The following is a 20,267-nucleotide window of genomic DNA, read 5'->3' as shown; positions in this document are numbered from 1 at the left end:
TCCACCGACAAAAAAAACAGCGCTGATTCTAACAAAAAAAACACCAATGTTAACGTTTATTTTACACTTGTTAATTAACGTTGCCAAAAGAAGGTAAAATATCATACAATTAACCATTGTTTTTCAATTAAATTGTACGATATCCATTACTATTCAAAGTACACTCTGAAAGATGTATATTGATTGGTAATGAGTATAAATAAAAGGTGTAAATTATGGATAATCTCTTTACCAACAACTTAAAAGTTGGACTGTTATTGTTAGCAACTGTTCTTTCCGGTTGTAGTTCACACAATACATTGCCTAGTGCAACTTTACACCCCTCCAATACAGCCAATATAAATGCTTATAAATATTTAATAGGCTCAGGTGATGTGCTTAATATTTTTGTTTGGCGTAACCCTGAAGTTTCCGGTTCATTTGTAGTTCGTCCAGATGGCATGATTACCACCTCTTTAGTCGAAGATATCAAGGTCAGCGGTAAAACACCGACTGAATTAGCTCGCTCAATTGAAGAAATATTAGCAACTTACCTACGAGACCCTATTGTTACGGTCACAGTAGCAAATTTTGTCGGTCCATTTAGTGAACAAGTTCGTGTTATTGGTGAGGCGGCACAGCCACGAGCGATTAATTATACTCAACACATGACTTTACTCGATGTAATGATTCAAGTAGGTGGTTTAACTGAATTTGCTGATGGTAATGATGCGGTATTAATACGTATTGAAGAAGGACAACAAAAACAATATCAAGTTATGATAGATCAACTGCTTAAAGATGGCGAAATCAGTGCCAATGTTGATATGTTACCAGGCGACATTATTATCATTCCTGAGGCATGGTTTTAAAGTTTATCATCACACAATGGCATATAAACTTAGTGCACAATTTTAAAGGTAGTTAAAGGGTAGTAATGCAAGACATATTTGAAGAGATAATTGATTATCTAAAAGGAATTTGGTTAAAACGTCGTTATATCATCATAGCAACTTGGCTTATTTGCCCTATCGGTTGGTATTTCGTTGCTGCTATGCCTAATGTTTATAAATCAGAAGCACGGGTCTATGTTGATACCCAATCTTTATTACGCCCTTTATTAAAAGGTTTAACGGTTGAGACTAATCCGAATACCCAAATCCGTTTGATGATAAAAACATTATTAAGTCGTCCAAATTTAGAACGTATATCACGTATGACCGATTTAGATGTTCAGGCTAGTAATAGTGAAGAATATGAAGCTATAATCAAAAACCTAAAAGAAAATATCAAAATATCAGGTGTTGGTCGAGAAAACATTTATACCTTAAGTATAGAAGATAAAGATCCTGAAATGGCCAAAAACATTGTCCGTTCTGCGCTCAATGTCTTCATTGAAAATACCTTAGGTGAAACGCGAAGTGATTCAGATAGTGCACAAAAATTTATAAATACTCAAATTAAAGATTATGAAAATCGCCTGTCTAATGCTGAAGCTAGATTAACGAGTTTCAAACAAAAATACAGTGGTATTTTACCTGAACAATCCGGTGGTTATTATACAAAACTCAATGGTCATAAAGATAAGTTAAAATCGATTGAGTTAGATATTTTAGAAAACAAAACCCGTCTAGAATCTGCTAAAAAACAGCTAGCTCAATCTATTGTTGCCGATACAGGTAGCGATAATAAAATCAAAAGTGAAAGCTCAATACAGACTACTTATGATGACCGGATCAATGAATTAGAAGTTCAACTAGATACTTTGAAGTTACGTTATACCGATAAACATCCAGATGTCATTGAAATAAGCCGAAATTTAGAACATTTAAATAAATTACGCAGCGTTGAAATTGAGAAGTACCTTGCGCAAAATAGTGAAAATACGGGTAGCTTAAAACGTTTAAGTGCTAATCCGGTTATTCAAGAAGTACAAATACAAGTGAATCAATTGGAAAACCTAATTGCCTCACTCAATGTTAGAGCTGATGATTATCGCCAACGTATTATCGAACTTGAAAATAGAGTGCATACCTTACCTGAAATAGAAGCGGAATTAGTAGCACTAAACCGTGGTTATTCTATTACTAAAAAGAAGTATGAAGAGTTATTATCACGTAAAGAAACCGCACAGCTCGCTCAACAAGCTGATGAAACAACTGATAAGATTCAATTTCGCGTGATAGACCCTGCACGTAAAGCAACTAAACCATCAGGACCAAAACGTTTCATTTTATTTGGTGTTGTCCTTATTTTAGGTTTTGGTGTTGGCATTGGTTTATCACTCTTAATGAGTCAATTGAATCCTGTAGCAACATCTACCGCTCAGTTATCTAAAATCACCGGTGTACCTATTTTTGGTGTTATATCGGCTAATGAAAACCTAGGCTTACAGAAATGGCACCAAAAGAAAACCTTGATTTTTATAGGCTCTAACGTGTTATTACTCTGTTTATTAGTGTTATTTGTTAGTTATTTTTTATTTCCTGATCTTATTCAAGCTCCATTAAAAAGGATATTTTAGCCATGAGTACCATTGAAAAAGCCTTGGCTAAACAAAAGTTAGCTCAGCAAGAGAAATTAGCTAGTACCACTGAACATGAAGCCACTACTGAGAATAAGGTTGATGACACATCCAGCACCTCAACACCTTTAGCAACAGGGCACACAAGCAGTAATAATAAAGATAAAATAATATTAAATGGCGAGCGATTAAATGAACGAGGCTTTATTTATAGTTCAGATAGTGCTCACCATATTCAAGAAGAGTTTCGTCACATTAAACGAAAGTTACTTAACAATGCTTTTGGCTTAGCGTCAAAAACACTACATAACAGTAACTTGATTATGGTGACTAGCTCTCACCCTAATGAAGGTAAAACTTATGTGGCTATTAACTTAGCCTTAAGTATCGCTCTTGAACAAGATAAAACGGTACTGCTCATTGATGCTGATGTGCTAAGACCTAGTTTACATAGAGAATTAGAGTTCGATAGTAAAAAGGGCTTACTTGAATACCTACTTGCTGACGTCTCGTCTTTGTCTGATATAATTTACAGTACCAACATTGAAAACTTGAAGCTAGTTCCCGCGGGTAAACCGCATCATTTGACCAATGAATTATTGGCCAGTGAACGCATGGCGAACTTAGCTAAAGAACTAGCGGAACGCTACCCAGATAGAATAGTTATATTTGATTGTCCACCAATCATTGGTGTGACAGAAACGCCTGTTTTATCAGACCTTGTTGGCCAAGCACTTATTGTGGTTGAAGAGTCAAAAACTAAAACAGATGATGTAAAAACTGCGGTGAGTCAATTAAATAGCGATATTGCATTAGGCTTAGTAATGAATAAAACCATTAGATCAAAAAAGGATGTTTATGGTTATTATGGATATGGCTATGGCAGAAAAAACCAGTAAAGCTCAACTCAAATTACACGTTTTAGCGATAACTGGTTTGTTTTTATCAACCAGTGCTTTAGCGGGTGAATGGCAATTTGATCCCAGCTTAGGGCTTACCGAAACATTTACAAATAATATAGAACTGAGTCAACTAGACAAACAATCGAGTCTAGTGAGTCAGTTTATTATTGGTGCTGATGCTAGTTTTAGTTCTAAAAAATTACAGTTCAAAATAGCTGGCACAGATACGACAGCTTTCTATAGTCATGATAGAGAACTCGACGATCACTATCAGACTTTATTAGCCAATGCTTCATATTCTCTTTGGCAAGATAAGCTGCAAATTATTGCTAGCTCATCAATAACTAACGTTAGTAAAAGTGATTCAGGCAATAGTTTAGCTGATTTAATTACCGCTGATACCATTCAGCAACGAAACTATTCTACTGGTTTGCAATACAATACTGCTAACAGCGATTATGCGCTGTCGTCTTCTTACATGCTTAACTTAGTAGACACCGAAGATGACATAGGCGAAAGCCATGGTTATAGTGTGATGGTCAATACGACTAATGGTAATGCTGCACGTGCTGTTTTTTGGCAAATAAATGGCTCTTTTACTAATCAAGAAAATAATGGATTTATTAGTGAAAACTATCAATTTGAAACAAAAATTGGCGCCATAACACCTTATAAAGTGAATCCTTTTATTCGTTTATATAATGAAAAGGTCACGGGTACCGCCGCAGGAAGTAATCCTGATGCCATTCCGTCATGGGGACCCGGCTTACGTTACCAAGCAGCCAAACATTTTATTATTGATTTATCGTATAACTACGTAGACGATGAGACTCAAGCCAGTGATGATTATGTTGCTGCAGATATTGACTGGCAGCCGTCGGCAAGAACGTCTGTTAAGGCTGGGTATTCAAAGCGCTTTTTTGGTGATTCTTACGAGTTGGACTTTTCTCACCGTACTCGACGCCTAACGAATACTATTTCTTATCATGAGACTATCGAAACATTTGATCGTAATAGTTACCAGGAAGTCTCCGCGGGTGAAATATGGTGTCCTGAAAATGCCCCTGATATAAATGCGTGTTTACCCTTAGGTCAGCTGCCTGATGATAACAACGGCTTTGTCAGCATACCGTTAACATCGTTAGTTTTAGAAGAAAATAATGAATTTACTTTAAACAAGCGCTTAGCATGGCAATCTCAGTTAGCCTTCGCGCGAACTACCTTCACCCTGGATTTATCTAACCGTGACCGAGAGGTATTAAGTACTGGAGTCATAGATAATTACCTTGACGCACGTTTTAGTGTCAGTCGCCGTATGAGTGCGAGAAGTGATGTCACTGTTTATGTTAATTACAGAAAAAATGTTATTGATAAAGATAAAACTGATGGCCCTAGGCAAGAAGATACCTATAAAACACTATCGGCAACTTACAATAGAAGCCTAGCATCATCGCTCAATGCCTTTTTAACGTTGCAATACCTTGATAGACAATCAAATATTGAGCGTTACACTTATAACGAAGCCCGTGCTTCCATCAATTTAACAAAAGATTTTTAACATGTATGAAAGTTACTATGGTTTTAGTGAACGCCCTTTTCAGTTAAGTCCCGATCCACGCTTTTTCTTTGCTACCAGTCATCATCAACGTGCTTTATCTTATTTGCAATATGGTTTAGATCAAGGTGAAGGTTTTATTGTTATTACTGGACCTATTGGTACGGGTAAAACCACCATAGCGCGTAATTTATTAGCTAATATCGCTGATGAAAACATTGTCGCGGCGCAACTTGTTACCACCAAATTAACACCCGACGAATTACTTGAACTTATTGCTGCTGAATTTAACATCACGGTAACGGGTAATAGCAAAGCTGATTTATTACAAAGCATAGAACAATTTTTAATCGGTTTGAATAAGCAAGGTAAGCGCGCTTTATTACTGGTGGATGAAGCACAGAACCTACCTGCTGAAACAATAGAAGAGTTGCGTATGCTCTCTAATTTTCAGCTCGATAATAAACCACTGATCCAGAGCTTTCTCCTGGGCCAAGAAGAATTAAAAGCAATAATATCAGCACCTGACATGGAGCAATTTAGACAACGAATAATTGCCTCTGCACATCTAAAGCCACTGAATACTGAAGAAGTAAAAAACTATATTAATCACAGATTAGCGCAAGCAAATTGTACTAAAGAGGCTTTATTTTCAGATGAAGCCTGTCAGCTTATTTTTGAAAAAACACTCGGCGTCCCCAGAAAAATAAACATATTTGTTGATCGTTTATTGTTATTTGGTTTTTTAGAAGAATTAAGTGAAATTGATTGTAATGCCATCAATGAAGTCGCTAAAGAAATGTCTGTAGAGCTTACAGGATCATTGAGTACTAATGCTATTGAAGGCAGTAAAACTCATCAACCTTTAGTTATTAATTCAACTGAAAATGTTGAAAATATAAAGAATGTTTTACGTGAAGTTGAAGAGATATTAGAAAGTACAATTCAACAGAAAGTTAAAATGACCCGTTATATTGATAAGCTTTTAAAACAGAAAAATCGTGAGTTTGCTGAATTACAGAGTAAAGATACTGATAGTTACAGTGAATAACTATCAGCATTACAATTTTTAGTTCTAAACGTTAATTGCAATTTTATATTTTTCAATTAAAGAATAAAGCGTCGGTCTGGTAATACCCAATAATTCCGACGTCTTCGACATATTCCCGTCAGTCAATGCATAAGCTTTTTGAATGGCTAGAGTCTCAGCTTGTTCACGCACAGCACGTAAATTTAATGATAATTCATACTCTGCATTTTCTTTATCAAAGAAACCTAAATCAAAAGCGGTTACTTGATTACTGGTGCTCATAATCACTGATGATTTAACTTTATTCTGTAGCTCTCTGATGTTGCCTGGCCACTTATGGTGTCGTAGACCATATAATGCATCATCGGCAAATGACTTAGCATTACGTTTATACTCAGCAGCGTACTGCTGCAAAAAGAAATTAGCTAAAATAAGTACATCTTCATCACGGTCACGTAATGGTGGTATGTTTAACGTTATCTCTGTAATGCGATAAAAAAGATCTTCACGGAAAGACTTTTCTGCCACCATAACTTCCAGATTTTGGTTGGTTGCACATATAACACGCACATCAACCGGTATTTCTTTTCTTCCACCTAAGCGCTCTATTATTTTTTCTTGTAAGAAACGTAATAATTTTGCTTGTAAATGATAAGGCATATCACCTATTTCATCTAAAAATAGTGTGCCGCCTTGGGCACATTCTATTTTTCCTAAGGTGGTTTTGTGAGCGCCGGTAAAAGCGCCTTTTTCAAAGCCAAATAACTCACTCTCTAATAAGTTTTCCGGAATAGAGGCACAATTAATAGCAACAAAAGGTTTATCACTACGATCACTCACTTTATGAATAGCTTTAGCGGTAACTTCTTTACCGGTACCACTTTCACCCAGTAGTAGCGCTGTTATCTCTGTTGGTGCAATACGTTGAATCATGACACGCAATCTATCAATGTTTTCACTACTACCAATAATGCCAGTATCGCAGCCGACAATCGACTTCATACTACGATTATCTATCTCTATCGTGGCTAAACTAAAAGCACGAGAAACAATGACATTAATAACATCAGCATCAACCGGTTTTTGGTAAAAATCATAAGCGCCCATTTCAATCGCTTTTAACGCATTGGTTCGATCATCATTACCTGTTATAACAATGACTTTAGTATGAGGGGCAATCTCTAATATTTGCTTTAATGCAGCTAAACCTTCGCTAGCATTGGCCGCATCAGGCGGCAAACCTAAGTCTAAAGTAACCACTTTAGGTTCATGACGTCTTACTGCTGCAATAGCACTTTCACGGGTATCAGCTAATACGACTTCGTAATCAGCCAAGCTCCATTTCAATTGTTTTTGTACACCTATATCATCATCAACAATCAGTAACTTTTCCATAGCGATGCTATATCCTTTGTATTATTTTTGCTTATTAATTAATTTTATTTTTATAGTGCTTTATTCGGTATGACGATTGTAAAATGACTACCTTCATTTTCACTGCTCGTAACCTGCATAGTCCCGCCAGTGCCCTCAATGAACTGTTTTGCTTCGTAAACACCGATTCCCATACCCGCATTACCCTTGGTGGTATCAAAGGGCTTAAATAAGCGATTAGCAATAAAATCTGCTGACATGCCACAGCCATTATCAATAATAGCGATATGTAAATTATCTTGCTTAATTTCAGCAATTATCTTAACCCAGTCATTATCATTTGTCGCTTCTTGTGCATTTTGTAATAAATGATTTAACACTGAAGAAAATGTCTCTTCATCAATAACCATATTACTTTCAAGGGATAGCTGAGCACTCACTTGTGGCATTTGTACATTGCGCTGTTCAACAACAGCCATTATTAACGCTTGCACATCAGTACTTTTTTTATTCGACTCTACCACCTGCTTATTACGCAGCTGAGTTAGCACCTTATCGAGTCGCCCTGTTGCCGCTTCTATCGTTTCAAAAACATCATCAACAAAAGCAGGATTGTCTCTATGGCGTTTTGCATTACTACTAATTAATGATAACTGTGCTTGAATATTTTTTAAATCATGAACTAAAAAGGCTGACATGCGATTAAAAGCGTCAAATTGTTTAGATTCAGCCAAACTCTCATTGGCTTCATTGAGTGATAAATAATTACTTAATTGCTTAGAAATAGAAAACAGTAAATCTCTATCTTCCCAGTTGAGTAACCCTTGCTCTGCAGGCATCGCAAGTAAGAAAAAGCCGTAGACAGATTTATTCATGAAAATAGGAATGATGATATCAATATTTTTTTGTCCGCATAACTGAGCGTCTACTGACAAGCCAGGATAGCTATCCTCTACCATAGCGAACTCCCGAATATCAATAATCCAACCATGTAGCTGGCAAAATTCATCAACAGTGCCTAAGAAATTTAAGTCACTTTGTTCGAGGTTTAAGTTTTCTTGGTAAATAGATTGATACTGACCTGACGGCATTTTTTTAATTAAGGCGCCCTGCTCAATATTTAATGAAGAGCAAATTATGTGAGTCGCGGTATGGTAATAATCATCACTTTTACCAATTTCTAGTTGTTCAATAGATTTAAACCACTCAACACGATAATCATATTTATTCGCGAAAAAGTGTTTGGTGATAAAAACTTTAACTTCTCGACGTAACCTCTCCGTTATTAACAAGGCAGCTAAAACGCTGCCACCTAAAATAATAAACGCGACGCTGATAATATCGCCCCAAGCACCACCAAAATAATTAATTACATAACCAGCTATCGCTAATAGGAGTAGATATAACCCCGAAATGAGTAACATTGAACTGTAAAAGACCATTTCACGCGAAACAAAAACATCTACAGACCAGTCTTTAATGCGCCGAGTACTGATCAAAATTAATGGCATACCTATGGCAACAATAAAACCACGTGCATACCAATAAGAAAAATCTAATTGGTTAACCATAGCGGCTTGAGCAAAGAGTACAAAATCAAAAACAGTCGCCATACCCAATGCGATAACTAATGACCAAATGGCCCATTTAACTTTAACATCGGCATTTCGATATAATTGTTCGAGTAAAACCAACAACCATAAATTAAGTAATAAAAACAATGAAAACAATAACTTAACACTATCAGGAATAAATAGCGCAGCACCCCAACAAAGTACGGATAGACCACTCCATATTTGCAAGTATTGCTTAACTTTGGGATGGGTAACTAGCGCTTTAAGCGAAGTGATATTAGCTTGTGTACAAATGATTAATAGCGACCAAACAGCTAATTTAACCGTTTCTATTGCCATAACTATCAGCAACGAAAAGCCTTGTTTTGGCTGTAATGCAGCACTAAGAGAGGAAGAAAACATCAATAATGATGCTAATAATACTAAACCTCCAGCAAGGGTTTTATTACGTGCTGCTAAAAGTAATAAAATAAAAACTGCATAAGCACAGGCTGCTAAAAAATAACCTGAAGTGCCAATTACTTCCATTTCTATTTGTCCTGATAATTATGTTTATTGTACTAATTAATAGTGTAATTTATTGCCAAGTAAATATTCAGTAAAACGTGATTACATATTGATAACAATTTAAACCATTATATATTAAATCAATACTTTGTCTTCGCCTAATTAGCAGTTATAAAATGGTTTAATTTGAATTTTTAGACTCCTTTAGGAGTAAAGATCTCAGTTAAAATTGGTACTAACAAAAAACTTGAAAGGGCGGAAACACATAAACCTGAAATGAGTACTACACCTAGAGGCTGCCATAAGCTACCACCGTATAAGGTTAATGGAATTAAACCTCCTATAGTCGTTAACGTTGTTAACAGTATTGGCGTAAAACGTACAGCACTTGCCTTTAGAATTGCCGAACGTTTGTCTAAACCTAATTGCAGGTTAACATTGGTACTATCAATCAAAATAATGGCATTGTTTACCACAATACCAAACAAACTAATCAAACCGACAAAAGCCATCATAGAAAAAGATAAGCCGGTTAAATACAGCCCTATAATAGAGCCTGCCATTGCAAAAGGAATAGAGCTAAAAATAATCATGGGCTGCAAAATAGACTTGAACTGTAATACCAATACGGCAAATATCCCTATAGCCGTAATCAACATAACTTGTGTTAAGCCCGCAAAAGTCTTCTGTCGAGATTCTTCTTCACCACCTAAAGTAAAATGCATACCTTCAGGTAAATCATACTGCTGAAGATAATTAACCAATTTTTTAGTGATATCGCCAACTGAATAACCCGTTTCTACATCGGCTGATACTTTAGCCATGCGTAGCTTTTGGTAATGAAAAAAATCACTGCCACCCTTTTGTAATTCGATGGTAGCGAGTTGCTCAAGGGGAATTGAAACTCCTTGATTATTACTAATCTCAATGGCCGATAAACTATCAATACTGGGACTTTTTTGACGAATCATAATAGGATAATCTTCACCGTTAATATCATTAAATTGACCAATAGTAGTGCCTGATAAAAGAGTACTAATAGTTTTATCTAATCGCTCAATACTAACACCGCTCAATGCTGCTTGCTGGTAATTAATAGTAAGCGCTAACTCCGTATTTGCCATACCAATAGGGTTATCTATATTTACAACACCGGGTAACTGTCGTACTTTAGCCGCAAGGTCATTAGCAACCTTTTCTAAGTCATTTAGTGATTCACTTAACAGCCTAATTGCAATAACCTGATCGGTCACCGGACCCTGAGTAAACTCTTTAACGGTGATTTCTGCCTGCTGCCAATAACTAAAATCATCACGTAAACTTTTAACTAAATTAGTAACTTCATCAGAATGATATTCCCTTAAAACAAGCAATGCTTGGCCAAAACGGACAATACCGCGTTTGGGTACTTCATTATAATAAATACGTGGATTTGAATTACCCACGTTAAGCGCTACTTTATCAACTAAAGCATACTCTTTAACGTGCTGACGTACTTGCTGAAGCACTTTATCTGTATAGGCTAAAGATGAGTTTGCAGGTGTCGTGACATTAATTAGTAACATCGGTTTTTCTGCTTTCGGAAATAAACTTACACCGACTTGGCCAAATAAAGAGAACATAGCAACTAACATCAATAAGCTAATAACAATAACACTTACTTTATGGCGCATTAATACCTGTAAAGTATTGCTATAACTTTTTTCTGCAAATTTATTAGCGTAATGCTGAAGGGTGTAACTTTTAGCTGCTTTAGTTTTACTGCCTTTATCGATAACAACAAACAGCTTACTTGCTAAAAGTGGCGTTAACGTTAATGCCACTAATAAGGAAGCAAGTAGTACTAACACCACTGTTACCGGCATTGAGCGAATAAAATCACCGGTATTACTTTGAATCATTAGCATAGGTAAAAAGGCTAACATAGTGGTAATAGTGCCACTGGCAATTGCCCAAGCTACTTTACTAGTACCGATTGCTGCCGCCTGGTTTATATCTTTACCCAGCTTATTTTCTCGGTGAATACTCTCGGTTACCACAATGGCGTTATCAACTAGCAAACCTAAAGCAATGATTAAACCAACGATCGACATTTGCTGTAAACCATAACCACTAAAATCAAGCCAACCAATGGCCATCAAAAATGAAATGGGAATAGCTAGGATCACCACTAAGGCTTCTCTGAACCCTAAAAATAGTAAGGCCATCAAACCAACTATAACCAGCCCCTGCGTTAAATTATCAAAAAAACCATTAACACGTACGTTAACACTGTCAGCTTGCTGAAATAATTTTTCCAGCTTAATACCACGAGGTAAACTCTGTTTAAACAGCTCAATCTCTTGATTTATTTGCTCAGTTAAGACAAATATATTGGTTTTCTCACGCTGTTCTACCGTAATAAATATTGCCGGAATATCATCAAAGTATGCTAAATAACTTGGCTCTGCATCAGTAAAACTGACATTAGCGATATCTTTAACTTTTAAAATTCCATTAGCACTGATCATGCTGCTATCACTAATAATGGTATTTTCTATTTCATCTACTTGAGTGAAATTCCCACTGGTCTTAACATTAAAACGGCGTGTGCTGGCATCAACAAAACCAGGGGTGATATTTAATGCTCGCCCCTGAAGCACTTGTGTTATATCAGTCAGTGCGAGGCCATAATGTTTTAATAACGGTAGATTAATATCTATCGCTACAATTTGCCGCGGATATCCCCAAATACTGGCTTTACGAACACTAGCGATAGTTTCTAGTCTTTTTTCTAGTAACTTGGCATGCAATTCCATCGTTTTGTAGTCTGTCGGCTCAGACCATAAAGCCAACTGCATTATGGCAACACTGCTCGGCGTTGCTTTTAATACCAGCAACTCAGCAACGCCTACAGGTAAATTAGGCCTTACTGTGGATACCGCCTGTTTAACTTTATTAAAAGCAGCTTCAGCATCAGTACCATAAAGAAAATCTATGGTAATTCTAACCGCGCCATTATGGATTTTTGCTTCTATCTTTTTAATATTTTCAATATCAGCAATTTCTTGTTCAAGCGGATCAACCACTAAGGTTTCAATGTCACTGGGTGATGCGCCAGGGTAAACTACTTCAATTAAGGTGACCGGCAAGTCAAATTGAGGATCTTCTGAGCGAGGCATACTTAAATATGACACCACACCAATCAAAACTAACAACAAAAAAATAGTTAGAGTGAATTGGGCATTGTCTATCGCTAATCTAGGGAGTTTCATCTGCTATTTCCCTTTACTGAGTTTCATCTAGTTGCTTATTTTCTAAAGCAAGATGCTGCCAACCTCTTGTGACAATAGTTAAGGGTAGGGGACTTGGCTGAGCTGATAAGTAAATGTATTCATTTGAAAGCTGCTTAATCGAGAAGGCTTGTTGGCTATAACTTTCAGCTTCGGCTGAATCGGCATCTAGTACCATAATTAAAGCTCGACCTTGTCTATCGACACTATTGAGGGCCTCAAGCGGTAATCTATAGGCTAGAGTATCGGTAACTACATCCGTTAATACATAGACCAATTGTCCAACAGCCACTTGATTCACATTCAAATTATCTAATAATATTTCAATAGTAAACAAATGACTTTGTTCATCCGCAATCGCCGGTACTTTACTCACTGAGCCAGTAACTACCCCAAACTTAGCTAAATTAAGGTCAATTTTTTGCTGTAATTTAACTAGATTCAACTCTGCTGCAGTTAAGGCAACTCGAACCACTAAATTATTTTCTATCGCTGCTATTTTTAAGACATGTTGATTAGGGCTTTGTAATTCACCTAACTCGGAAAATCGAGTTAGCACGACACCATCAAACGGTGCTATCAGCTGAGACTTTGAAAGGTTATATTCTGCTATTTTATGACTAGCACGTGTTGTTTCAACCAAAGTTTTCGCATCATCTAATGCTTGTTGTGAACTTAGTTTCTTACTAATAAGCGTTTTAATACGCCTAATTTCACGCTTTGCTTGTAATAAACGCGCATAACTAGCGTTTTTTTCAGCAGTAAGCTCTTCACTGTCAATTTGTGCTAGTAACTGACCTTTAGTAAAGCTTTCACCTTCATCAACGCTAAGTTTTTCAAGATAACCACTACTTTTGAAGGACAAACTTAACGTTCGTTTGAAAGTTAACTTACCCGTACGGCTAATTTTTTTAACCATGGGTTCAGCTTTAATAGTTTTAGTTTCAAGTTGTTGCGCATAAATGGGCATAACTAATGACACACTGACGATGATCAAGCTTGAAAGTAACCCGACAAGAGATGGTTTCATTTTGATAATATAACCGAAAATTTAATAGAGTATTCATAACTTTAGGCAGTTTTCCCGCGAAAGTACATAAATAGGGCAAAGATAAGGTTTAAGCCGAATATATCCACCTTACTTATGAGATATTTTCGATAACTTAACTAGACAAGTATATTGATAAATTATAGTATCTGCCGCGTATCCATTGAGGTTATATTTTTAACAATATATAGCATCAATAAACCACCCGTAGCTCAGCTGGATAGAGCGCGCCCCTCCGGAGGGCGAGGTCACAGGTTCGACTCCTGTCGGGTGGACCATCTACTTACCTAAGATACTAATATCCTGTAATCATCATTATCCTCTACATATCTTTGAGCTTGTTTAATTGAGCCAAAATAATAGGTCAGCAATTTACTGCGTTTTTCACGTATAGAGATAGGGATTTCGAGTTGTTGAACAACTTCAAGCCAGGTTTTAACGAGTGTTAATGGTGGTAATTCTTGCATATTTCATCCTTGAAAATAATAACAACCTGTACTTTACGTTAAATAATAACTCAAATCAAAAACTAAAAACAATCCCCAAAACAGGCATAAAGATTCAGTGGCTGAATCCAAATTCAGAGCCAAAAGCATATTCAACATCAAACCATTAGTTTGGTATTGCAACGTATCGCCATGACTTATATAAACACCAATATCAGAATATAAACTCTCACTCCAGCTGGTTTCACTATTGATAGTCAAAACACTGAACGATCATTTATATTATAAAAAGCACTGGCACTTAGAGAGACAAAAGGGGGGCCAACTAAGTCAGAGCTGGGTAATTGTAGTTCTCGCCATATAAATACACTCTAACTTTCTGATAGGAGCTTCAGTGGCAAGTTCAGTGTAATATTCATCATTATCACTACTAACAGCATTATAGTGATACTCGATCACAACAATTACTCCTTCATTCCGCATATAGTCAGAGCCTGTAGAAAAACTCTATTGACTAAATTAGTGTGATTTTTCATAAATATAACGAGAGATAATAGGACTGATAAAATAAACTTTAACATAGGCTAATTTTTTAGATAATTTAGCCCGTTTAAATAAAATCAGAGTGAGCTTGGCTGTTTTACACTTGTAAAACAAAAAACCAGCGCTAGGCTGGTTTTAATATTACTTAATATCATCAACATATTAATTAATTTTGGCTAATATCTCTTCAAGTTTAGCTAAGTTATCGTAAGAGATAACAAGCTTACCTTTGCCTTTACTATTATGGTTAATAGCAACTTTAGCGCCGATTTTATCTGCTAAGCCTTGTTCCAACACGATAGTATCAATCGCTTTTTCAACTTTTTCTTTTTCAGCAACAGGGTTTTGAATATTTTTAATTAAACTCTCTGTTTCTCGTACCGTCAGCTCTTTCGTTGCTACGGTTTGCGCGGCTGAAGTTTGCTCCTCACCTTCCAAGGCTAATAAAGCACGGGCGTGACCCATTTCAATATCACCATTTTCTAGTAAGGTTTTAACTTCTTCATTTAATTTATTTAAACGTAATAAGTTACTTACCGTAGTACGAGATTTACCAATAGCAACAGCGACTTCTTGATGGGTTAACTCAAACTCCGTTAATAAACGCTCTAATGCCACCGCTTCTTCCATCGCATTAAGATCTTCACGTTGGATATTCTCAATCAGTGCAATAGCGACCGCTGACTCGTCAGGTACGTCTTTAACTAAACAAGGAACAATTTTAAGTTGTGCTAATTTAGCAGCACGCCATCGACGTTCACCGGCAATAATTTCATATTTATCATCTTCAACTAAACGCACAACAATCGGTTGAATAATACCTTGTGATTTAATAGATAATGACAACTCTTCAAGGCCGGCATCAGACATACCACGGCGTGGTTGATATTTACCTGGAATTAACTGTTCAATTGGTAGTTTTAGTAGCTCATTTTCTATCGTTTGTACGCTGTTGCTAGCTTCAGTGATATTCGCTTTTGTTTCTGCACCTGAAACCGCTGGTGATAATAGCGCATCAAGACCACGACCTAAGCGACTAGCGCCTTTACGTTTTGCTGTACTCATAATTTGTCCTTTACGCTAGCTGGCAACATTGGCCGTAGCTTGCTTGGCTTTTTTAGCCGAATCATTTTTACGTAATACTTCACCGGCAAGGGCTAAATAAGCTTTAGCACCCGTTGAAGATTTATCATAATACATCGCTGGAGTACCAAAACTTGGTGCTTCAGCTAAACGAACATTTCTTGGGATTACACTGCGATAAACTTTATCACCAAAATGTCGTTTCAATTGCTCAGATACATCATTAGCCAAGCGATTTCGAGGATCATACATAGTGCGAAGTATGCCTTCGATATGTAATTTATCATTCACTACTGACGTTAACTTAGTAATAGTATCCATAAGTGCTGTTAAGCCTTCTAATGCATAGTATTCACATTGCATTGGCACTAGGACGGAATCAGCCGCTGTCATGGCGTTAACAGTAAGCATATTCAAAGATGGTGGACAATCGATGATGATGAAGTCATAAAAGTCTTTAACAGGCGCTAACGCTCTTTTCAAGCGCTGTTCACGTGCATAGACTTCCATTAATTTTATTTCTGCTGCAGTAACGTCTGTATTAGCTGATATTAAATGATAAAGACCTGATGTTTCTTTAATAACAACATCTTCAACACTTTGCTCTTCAACTAATAATTCATAACAGGTCGCATGAACTTGGTATTTATCAACACCACTCGCCATGGTTGCATTGCCTTGCGGATCTAAATCAACTAATAAAACTTTGCGTTTTGTCGCTGCCAACGAGGCAGCCAAATTAACCGCGGTAGTGGTTTTACCCACACCACCTTTTTGGTTTGCAATTGCTATTATTTTTCCCACAAGCGCCTCTATTTTTATTTTATTTCTAGTGCGACTTTTTCAACACTATAACATGGCGTTCACCAACCAGTTCAGGCACGGTAATTTCATGACTCGCTACTAAAGTAATATTTTCAGGTAATTGTGAGATTTCATCCTGAGGATATCGCCCTTTCAGTGCAAAAAATTGTCCTTGTTCAGTGGTAATTAAATGCTGACACCAACTTACCATATCATTTAGGGAAGAGAAGGCACGACTTAATACACCATCAAAAGGCTGTTCACCTTGGTAATCTTCAACTCTCGCTTTCACGGGGGTAACATTAGCGAGTTTTAATTGAAAAACGACTTGTCTAAGGAAAGTGATTCGCTTACCTAAACTATCTAATAAGACAAAATTTCTTTCTGGATATAAAATAGCTAAAGGTATGCCAGGTAAACCAGGGCCAGTACCTACATCAATAAAGTTTTCACCTGTAAGTACTTCACCCACCATTAAGCTATCCATAATATGCTTAATTAGCATTTCACTAGGATCGCGAACAGACGTTAGGTTATAAGCTTTATTCCATTTGTTGAGTAACTCAACGTATTGAATAAGTAAATCTATTTGTTCTTCAGATACGACTAGCTGAGTTTTGCTAATCAGTGTCGATAATTGCTGTGTTAAGGTCATTTTTTTTAGACGAGCGGGTAATTAACGTTAAATTTAAAATTAATTACCAGCTAGCCCCTAGCTATTGCTTTTACGCTAATTTGCGTAAAAGACCGTGTTTTTTTAAGTAGACTAATAATAACGAAATTGCCGCTGGAGTAATACCAGAAATTCGCGAAGCTTTACCGATAGTTTCCGGACGAGCGTCTTTTAGCTTAGCAACAACTTCATTAGAAAGGCCTGAAATTTGCTGATAATCAAAATCGGCAGGGATCAAAGTATCTTCATTGCGTTTTTTCTTGGCTATTTCATCGAGCTGTCTGTCGATATAACCCGCGTACTTCGTTTGAATCTCAATTTGCTCAGAGGCTTGCTTATCTTTTATCGCTGGACCTAAACCTTCGATCTTCATTAGATCGGTATAGTTTACTTCTGGACGACGAATTAAGTCTTCTAAACTCGCTTCTTTACTCATTGGTGTTTTCAACAAAGCATTAATTTGATCTATTTTTGTATGATCCTTTTGTACCCAAGTAGATCGTAAGCGTTGACGTTCAAGTTCAACGTTTTCCATCTTCTCATTAAATCGCTGCCAGCGAGCATCATCAACTAAACCAATTTTACGACCTTCTTCTGTTAAGCGTATATCTGCGTTGTCTTCACGAAGCAATAAACGGTATTCAGCGCGAGAAGTAAACATGCGATAAGGTTCTTTAGTACCTAGCGTTGCTAGATCATCAATTAACACACCCATGTAGGCTTGATCACGACCTAGAGTAAATTCGTCACGTTCTTTAACTCTGTTGGCTGCGTTAGCACCAGCAATAAGACCTTGAGCACCGGCTTCCTCATAACCTGTAGTACCATTAATTTGACCCGCAAAATATAAATTCTGAACAAATTTGCTTTCTAAGCTCTGTTTTAAATCACGAGGATCGAAGTAATCATATTCAATGGCATAACCTGGACGGGTAATAAAAGCGTTTTCAAAACCTTTAATTGAACGGACTAAATTCATTTGCACATCAAAAGGTAAACTCGTTGAAATACCATTTGGGTATACTTCATGAGTAGTTAGTCCTTCAGGTTCAACAAATATTTGATGTGAATTTTTATCTGCAAAACGTGTGATCTTGTCTTCAATAGACGGACAGTATCTTGGACCTACGCCTTCAATTACACCGGTATACATTGGAGATCGATCTAATCCTTCACGAATGATCTGGTGGGTTTGTTCGTTAGTATGGGTGATATAACAAGATAGTTGTTCAGGATGATCCGCTTGTGATCCCATAAAAGAAAACACTGGGCTAGGTGTATCACCCGCTTGCTCTTCCATAACAGAAAAGTCTAATGATCTTGCGTCAAGTCTTGGTGGAGTACCCGTTTTTAAACGATCCATTCTAAATGGCATATCTTTCATCTTTGCAGCGAGATTTACGCTTGCAGGATCACCTGCTCGACCACCTTGGTAATTATTTAAACCAATGTGGATCAGTCCTGAAAGGAAAGTTCCTACCGTAAGAACTACAGTTTTAGCTTTAAATTTAAGACCCATTTGAGTCGATACACCAACTACGCGATCGTTTTCAAGGATCAAGTCATCGCATGGTTGTTGGAAAATAGTTAAATTTTCTTGGTTTTCCAGAAAGTTACGAACGTAGTTTCGATATAAAACACGATCTGCTTGAGCACGCGTTGCTCTAACCGCAGGGCCTTTGCTTGAATTTAAGGTTCTAAATTGAATAGCACTATGGTCAATGGCCGTTGCCATCAAACCGCCGAGTGCATCAATTTCTTTAACAAGATGCCCCTTGCCAATGCCGCCAATGGCAGGGTTGCAAGACATTTGGCCTAGCGTGTCAATGTTATGAGTTAACAACAAAGTTTTGCAGCCCATACGCGCAGCAGCAAGTGAGGCCTCGGTTCCCGCATGACCACCACCAACAACAATTACGTCATAAGACTCTTGATACCACATAAAATAACAATCCCGCTTGGTTAAAATTAGTTAAAGTTTTTATTTGAAAATGAATTGCAAAATTTGCAAGACTCAAAAATTAGGAAACGTATTTTAGCGCTTTTTTCTCTTCAGGGATACGATCAAATTCGTAAAAATGATCGGGGCTGATCCTTAATATATAAAAAGAGATCTTTAGAAAGATCTTGTTATTATTACTTATTAGGATCGTTATTTTCTGTGGGTAAGTGCTTTTTTCTTATATTTATTAATAACTAACGGCAATGATAACACTGTGATCAACCTTTGATCAACCAGCGAATAAGCTTTGATCAAAACAGCTAGTTATCCACAAGACGTTTAAAAACGATTTTAATCCACTGAATAATAATAGAAAATTAACGGGTTATTCAGTGTTTTATCCACAATGCTAATTAAATAGATCGAAAACTGTGTATAACTTATGGGTAAGTGATCACCTTAGATCGAAAGTAGATCTATATTTGAACTGATCCACTGCTGAACAAGATCTTCTGGATCTATATCTTCTGACATATCAAAGGTCTTAACCGCAGCTAACTCACTGCAACCCATTGAAATTAATAGTTTTGATATATCTGTAGCGGCTTTGCAAAAAGTATCATAGCTAGAATCTCCGATCCCTATGGTTAAAAAACTAACCGTGGATAGATCTTGTGCACAATGTCTTAGATCACTAACAAATTGCTTGATGTTGTCTGGGTAGTCACCAGCACCATGTGTTGAGGTACAAAGGATCCAAATAGGCTTTTTATCTTCAATCTGGTTAGGGAAAGTCTTATTGATGATGTTATTAAGATCCGGTTTTAAGTGAATATCAACCTTATGATCAAGCTTAATTAGGGTTTCTTCACACGCTTCTGCAACATATTCTGTACCACCAAGCATACTGCCAACAATGATTTGAATTGAGCTCATAGAGGGTCTCTTTAGTTTATAAGGGGGGATTTATAGTGCATATTTACCCTATTGTATTACTTAACAATGGATAAA

General features: G+C 36.8%; 15 protein-coding genes and 1 tRNA gene. 6 read left to right on the top strand and 10 right to left on the bottom strand.

Annotation, left to right across the window (positions count from 1 at the left end; all coding sequences use genetic code 11):
- Positions 1-215 precede the first annotated feature (215 nt).
- The 5 genes from CXF85_RS17650 to CXF85_RS17630 all read left to right on the top strand — a co-directional run bounded on the left by CXF85_RS17650 (position 216) and on the right by CXF85_RS17630 (position 6,011).
- Positions 216-851, top strand: a complete 636-nt coding sequence (locus tag CXF85_RS17650) for an XrtA/PEP-CTERM system exopolysaccharide export protein (protein ID WP_101229962.1) — start codon at positions 216-218, stop codon at positions 849-851.
- 65 nt (positions 852-916) lie between these two features.
- Positions 917-2,503 (top strand): XrtA system polysaccharide chain length determinant, encoded by a 1,587-nt coding sequence (locus CXF85_RS17645; RefSeq protein ID WP_101229961.1) that lies wholly within the window; start codon positions 917-919, stop codon positions 2,501-2,503.
- Between the two features lie 2 nt (positions 2,504-2,505).
- Positions 2,506-3,402 (top strand): XrtA-associated tyrosine autokinase, encoded by an 897-nt coding sequence (locus tag CXF85_RS17640; protein ID WP_101229960.1) that lies wholly within the window; start codon positions 2,506-2,508, stop codon positions 3,400-3,402.
- Positions 3,362-4,963, top strand: coding sequence for a TIGR03016 family PEP-CTERM system-associated outer membrane protein (locus tag CXF85_RS17635; RefSeq protein ID WP_101229959.1), 1,602 nt, complete (start codon positions 3,362-3,364; stop codon positions 4,961-4,963). The genes CXF85_RS17640 and CXF85_RS17635 overlap by 41 nt, the downstream gene beginning before the upstream one ends.
- A 1-nt stretch (position 4,964) precedes the next feature.
- Positions 4,965-6,011, top strand: coding sequence for an XrtA/PEP-CTERM system-associated ATPase (locus CXF85_RS17630; protein ID WP_101229958.1), 1,047 nt, complete (start codon positions 4,965-4,967; stop codon positions 6,009-6,011).
- Positions 6,012-6,035: 24 nt separating this feature from the next.
- On the opposite strand, the gene prsR is transcribed toward CXF85_RS17630, so the two are convergent.
- The 4 genes from prsR to CXF85_RS17610 form a co-directional block, all read right to left on the bottom strand.
- A complete protein-coding gene (gene prsR / locus CXF85_RS17625) occupies positions 6,036-7,385 on the bottom strand; it encodes a PEP-CTERM-box response regulator transcription factor (protein ID WP_101229957.1) in 1,350 nt (449 codons plus the stop codon).
- A gap of 50 nt (positions 7,386-7,435) precedes the next feature.
- Complete coding sequence (gene prsK, locus CXF85_RS17620; protein WP_101229956.1) at positions 7,436-9,466, bottom strand: XrtA/PEP-CTERM system histidine kinase PrsK; 2,031 nt, start codon at positions 9,464-9,466, stop codon at positions 7,436-7,438.
- 173 nt (positions 9,467-9,639) lie between these two features.
- Complete coding sequence (locus tag CXF85_RS17615) at positions 9,640-12,699, bottom strand: efflux RND transporter permease subunit (RefSeq protein WP_101229955.1); 3,060 nt, start codon at positions 12,697-12,699, stop codon at positions 9,640-9,642.
- 13 nt (positions 12,700-12,712) lie between these two features.
- Positions 12,713-13,747 carry an efflux RND transporter periplasmic adaptor subunit gene (locus tag CXF85_RS17610; protein ID WP_101229954.1) on the bottom strand — a complete coding sequence of 345 codons (1,035 nt, stop codon included), beginning with the start codon at positions 13,745-13,747 and terminating at the stop codon, positions 12,713-12,715.
- Between the two features lie 219 nt (positions 13,748-13,966).
- Between CXF85_RS17610 and CXF85_RS17605 the strand changes: the two genes are divergently transcribed.
- Positions 13,967-14,043: transfer RNA gene (locus tag CXF85_RS17605), tRNA-Arg, on the top strand.
- A gap of 9 nt (positions 14,044-14,052) precedes the next feature.
- Here CXF85_RS17605 and CXF85_RS17600 read toward each other — a convergent pair.
- The 6 genes from CXF85_RS17600 to CXF85_RS17575 all read right to left on the bottom strand — a co-directional run bounded on the left by CXF85_RS17600 (position 14,053) and on the right by CXF85_RS17575 (position 20,192).
- The gene (locus CXF85_RS17600) at positions 14,053-14,232 is read right to left on the bottom strand and encodes a hypothetical protein (protein WP_101229953.1); all 180 of its coding nucleotides are present in this window, start codon (positions 14,230-14,232) and stop codon (positions 14,053-14,055) included.
- 684 nt (positions 14,233-14,916) lie between these two features.
- The gene (locus CXF85_RS17595; RefSeq protein WP_101229952.1) at positions 14,917-15,819 is read right to left on the bottom strand and encodes a ParB/RepB/Spo0J family partition protein; all 903 of its coding nucleotides are present in this window, start codon (positions 15,817-15,819) and stop codon (positions 14,917-14,919) included.
- Positions 15,820-15,834: 15 nt separating this feature from the next.
- On the bottom strand, positions 15,835-16,641 hold the full coding sequence (locus CXF85_RS17590; RefSeq protein ID WP_101229951.1) for a ParA family protein: 807 nt from the start codon (positions 16,639-16,641) through the stop codon (positions 15,835-15,837).
- Between the two features lie 25 nt (positions 16,642-16,666).
- On the bottom strand, positions 16,667-17,296 hold the full coding sequence (rsmG, locus tag CXF85_RS17585; protein ID WP_101229950.1) for a 16S rRNA (guanine(527)-N(7))-methyltransferase RsmG: 630 nt from the start codon (positions 17,294-17,296) through the stop codon (positions 16,667-16,669).
- Positions 17,297-17,366: 70 nt separating this feature from the next.
- Positions 17,367-19,256, bottom strand: a complete 1,890-nt coding sequence (gene mnmG, locus CXF85_RS17580; protein ID WP_101229949.1) for a tRNA uridine-5-carboxymethylaminomethyl(34) synthesis enzyme MnmG — start codon at positions 19,254-19,256, stop codon at positions 17,367-17,369.
- Between the two features lie 459 nt (positions 19,257-19,715).
- The gene (locus CXF85_RS17575) at positions 19,716-20,192 is read right to left on the bottom strand and encodes a flavodoxin domain-containing protein (RefSeq protein WP_101229948.1); all 477 of its coding nucleotides are present in this window, start codon (positions 20,190-20,192) and stop codon (positions 19,716-19,718) included.
- Between the last annotated feature and the right edge of the window lie 75 nt (positions 20,193-20,267).

The organism is Colwellia sp. 75C3 (assembly GCF_002836255.1).
Lineage (GTDB): Bacteria > Pseudomonadota > Gammaproteobacteria > Enterobacterales > Alteromonadaceae > Colwellia.
Note: the sequence above shows the minus strand (reverse complement) of the source record. Positions and strands in the feature narration are given on the sequence as shown.

Excerpts from the sequence above, each read along its gene's own strand:
- CXF85_RS17630 (WP_101229958.1), top strand. The coding sequence starts at position 4,965 with ATGTATGAAAGTTACTATGGTTTTAGTGAACGCCCTTTTCAGTTAAGT.
- CXF85_RS17650 (WP_101229962.1), top strand. The coding sequence starts at position 216 with ATGGATAATCTCTTTACCAACAACTTAAAAGTTGGACTGTTATTGTTA.
- mnmG (WP_101229949.1), bottom strand. The coding sequence starts at position 19,256 with ATGTGGTATCAAGAGTCTTATGACGTAATTGTTGTTGGTGGTGGTCAT.
- CXF85_RS17600 (WP_101229953.1), bottom strand. The coding sequence starts at position 14,232 with ATGCAAGAATTACCACCATTAACACTCGTTAAAACCTGGCTTGAAGTT.
- prsK (WP_101229956.1), bottom strand. The coding sequence starts at position 9,466 with ATGGAAGTAATTGGCACTTCAGGTTATTTTTTAGCAGCCTGTGCTTAT.
- CXF85_RS17575 (WP_101229948.1), bottom strand. The coding sequence starts at position 20,192 with ATGAGCTCAATTCAAATCATTGTTGGCAGTATGCTTGGTGGTACAGAA.
- CXF85_RS17645 (WP_101229961.1), top strand. The coding sequence starts at position 917 with ATGCAAGACATATTTGAAGAGATAATTGATTATCTAAAAGGAATTTGG.
- prsR (WP_101229957.1), bottom strand. The coding sequence starts at position 7,385 with ATGGAAAAGTTACTGATTGTTGATGATGATATAGGTGTACAAAAACAA.
- CXF85_RS17640 (WP_101229960.1), top strand. The coding sequence starts at position 2,506 with ATGAGTACCATTGAAAAAGCCTTGGCTAAACAAAAGTTAGCTCAGCAA.
- CXF85_RS17610 (WP_101229954.1), bottom strand. The coding sequence starts at position 13,747 with ATGAAACCATCTCTTGTCGGGTTACTTTCAAGCTTGATCATCGTCAGT.
- rsmG (WP_101229950.1), bottom strand. The coding sequence starts at position 17,296 with ATGACCTTAACACAGCAATTATCGACACTGATTAGCAAAACTCAGCTA.
- CXF85_RS17635 (WP_101229959.1), top strand. The coding sequence starts at position 3,362 with ATGGTTATTATGGATATGGCTATGGCAGAAAAAACCAGTAAAGCTCAA.
- CXF85_RS17615 (WP_101229955.1), bottom strand. The coding sequence starts at position 12,699 with ATGAAACTCCCTAGATTAGCGATAGACAATGCCCAATTCACTCTAACT.
- CXF85_RS17595 (WP_101229952.1), bottom strand. The coding sequence starts at position 15,819 with ATGAGTACAGCAAAACGTAAAGGCGCTAGTCGCTTAGGTCGTGGTCTT.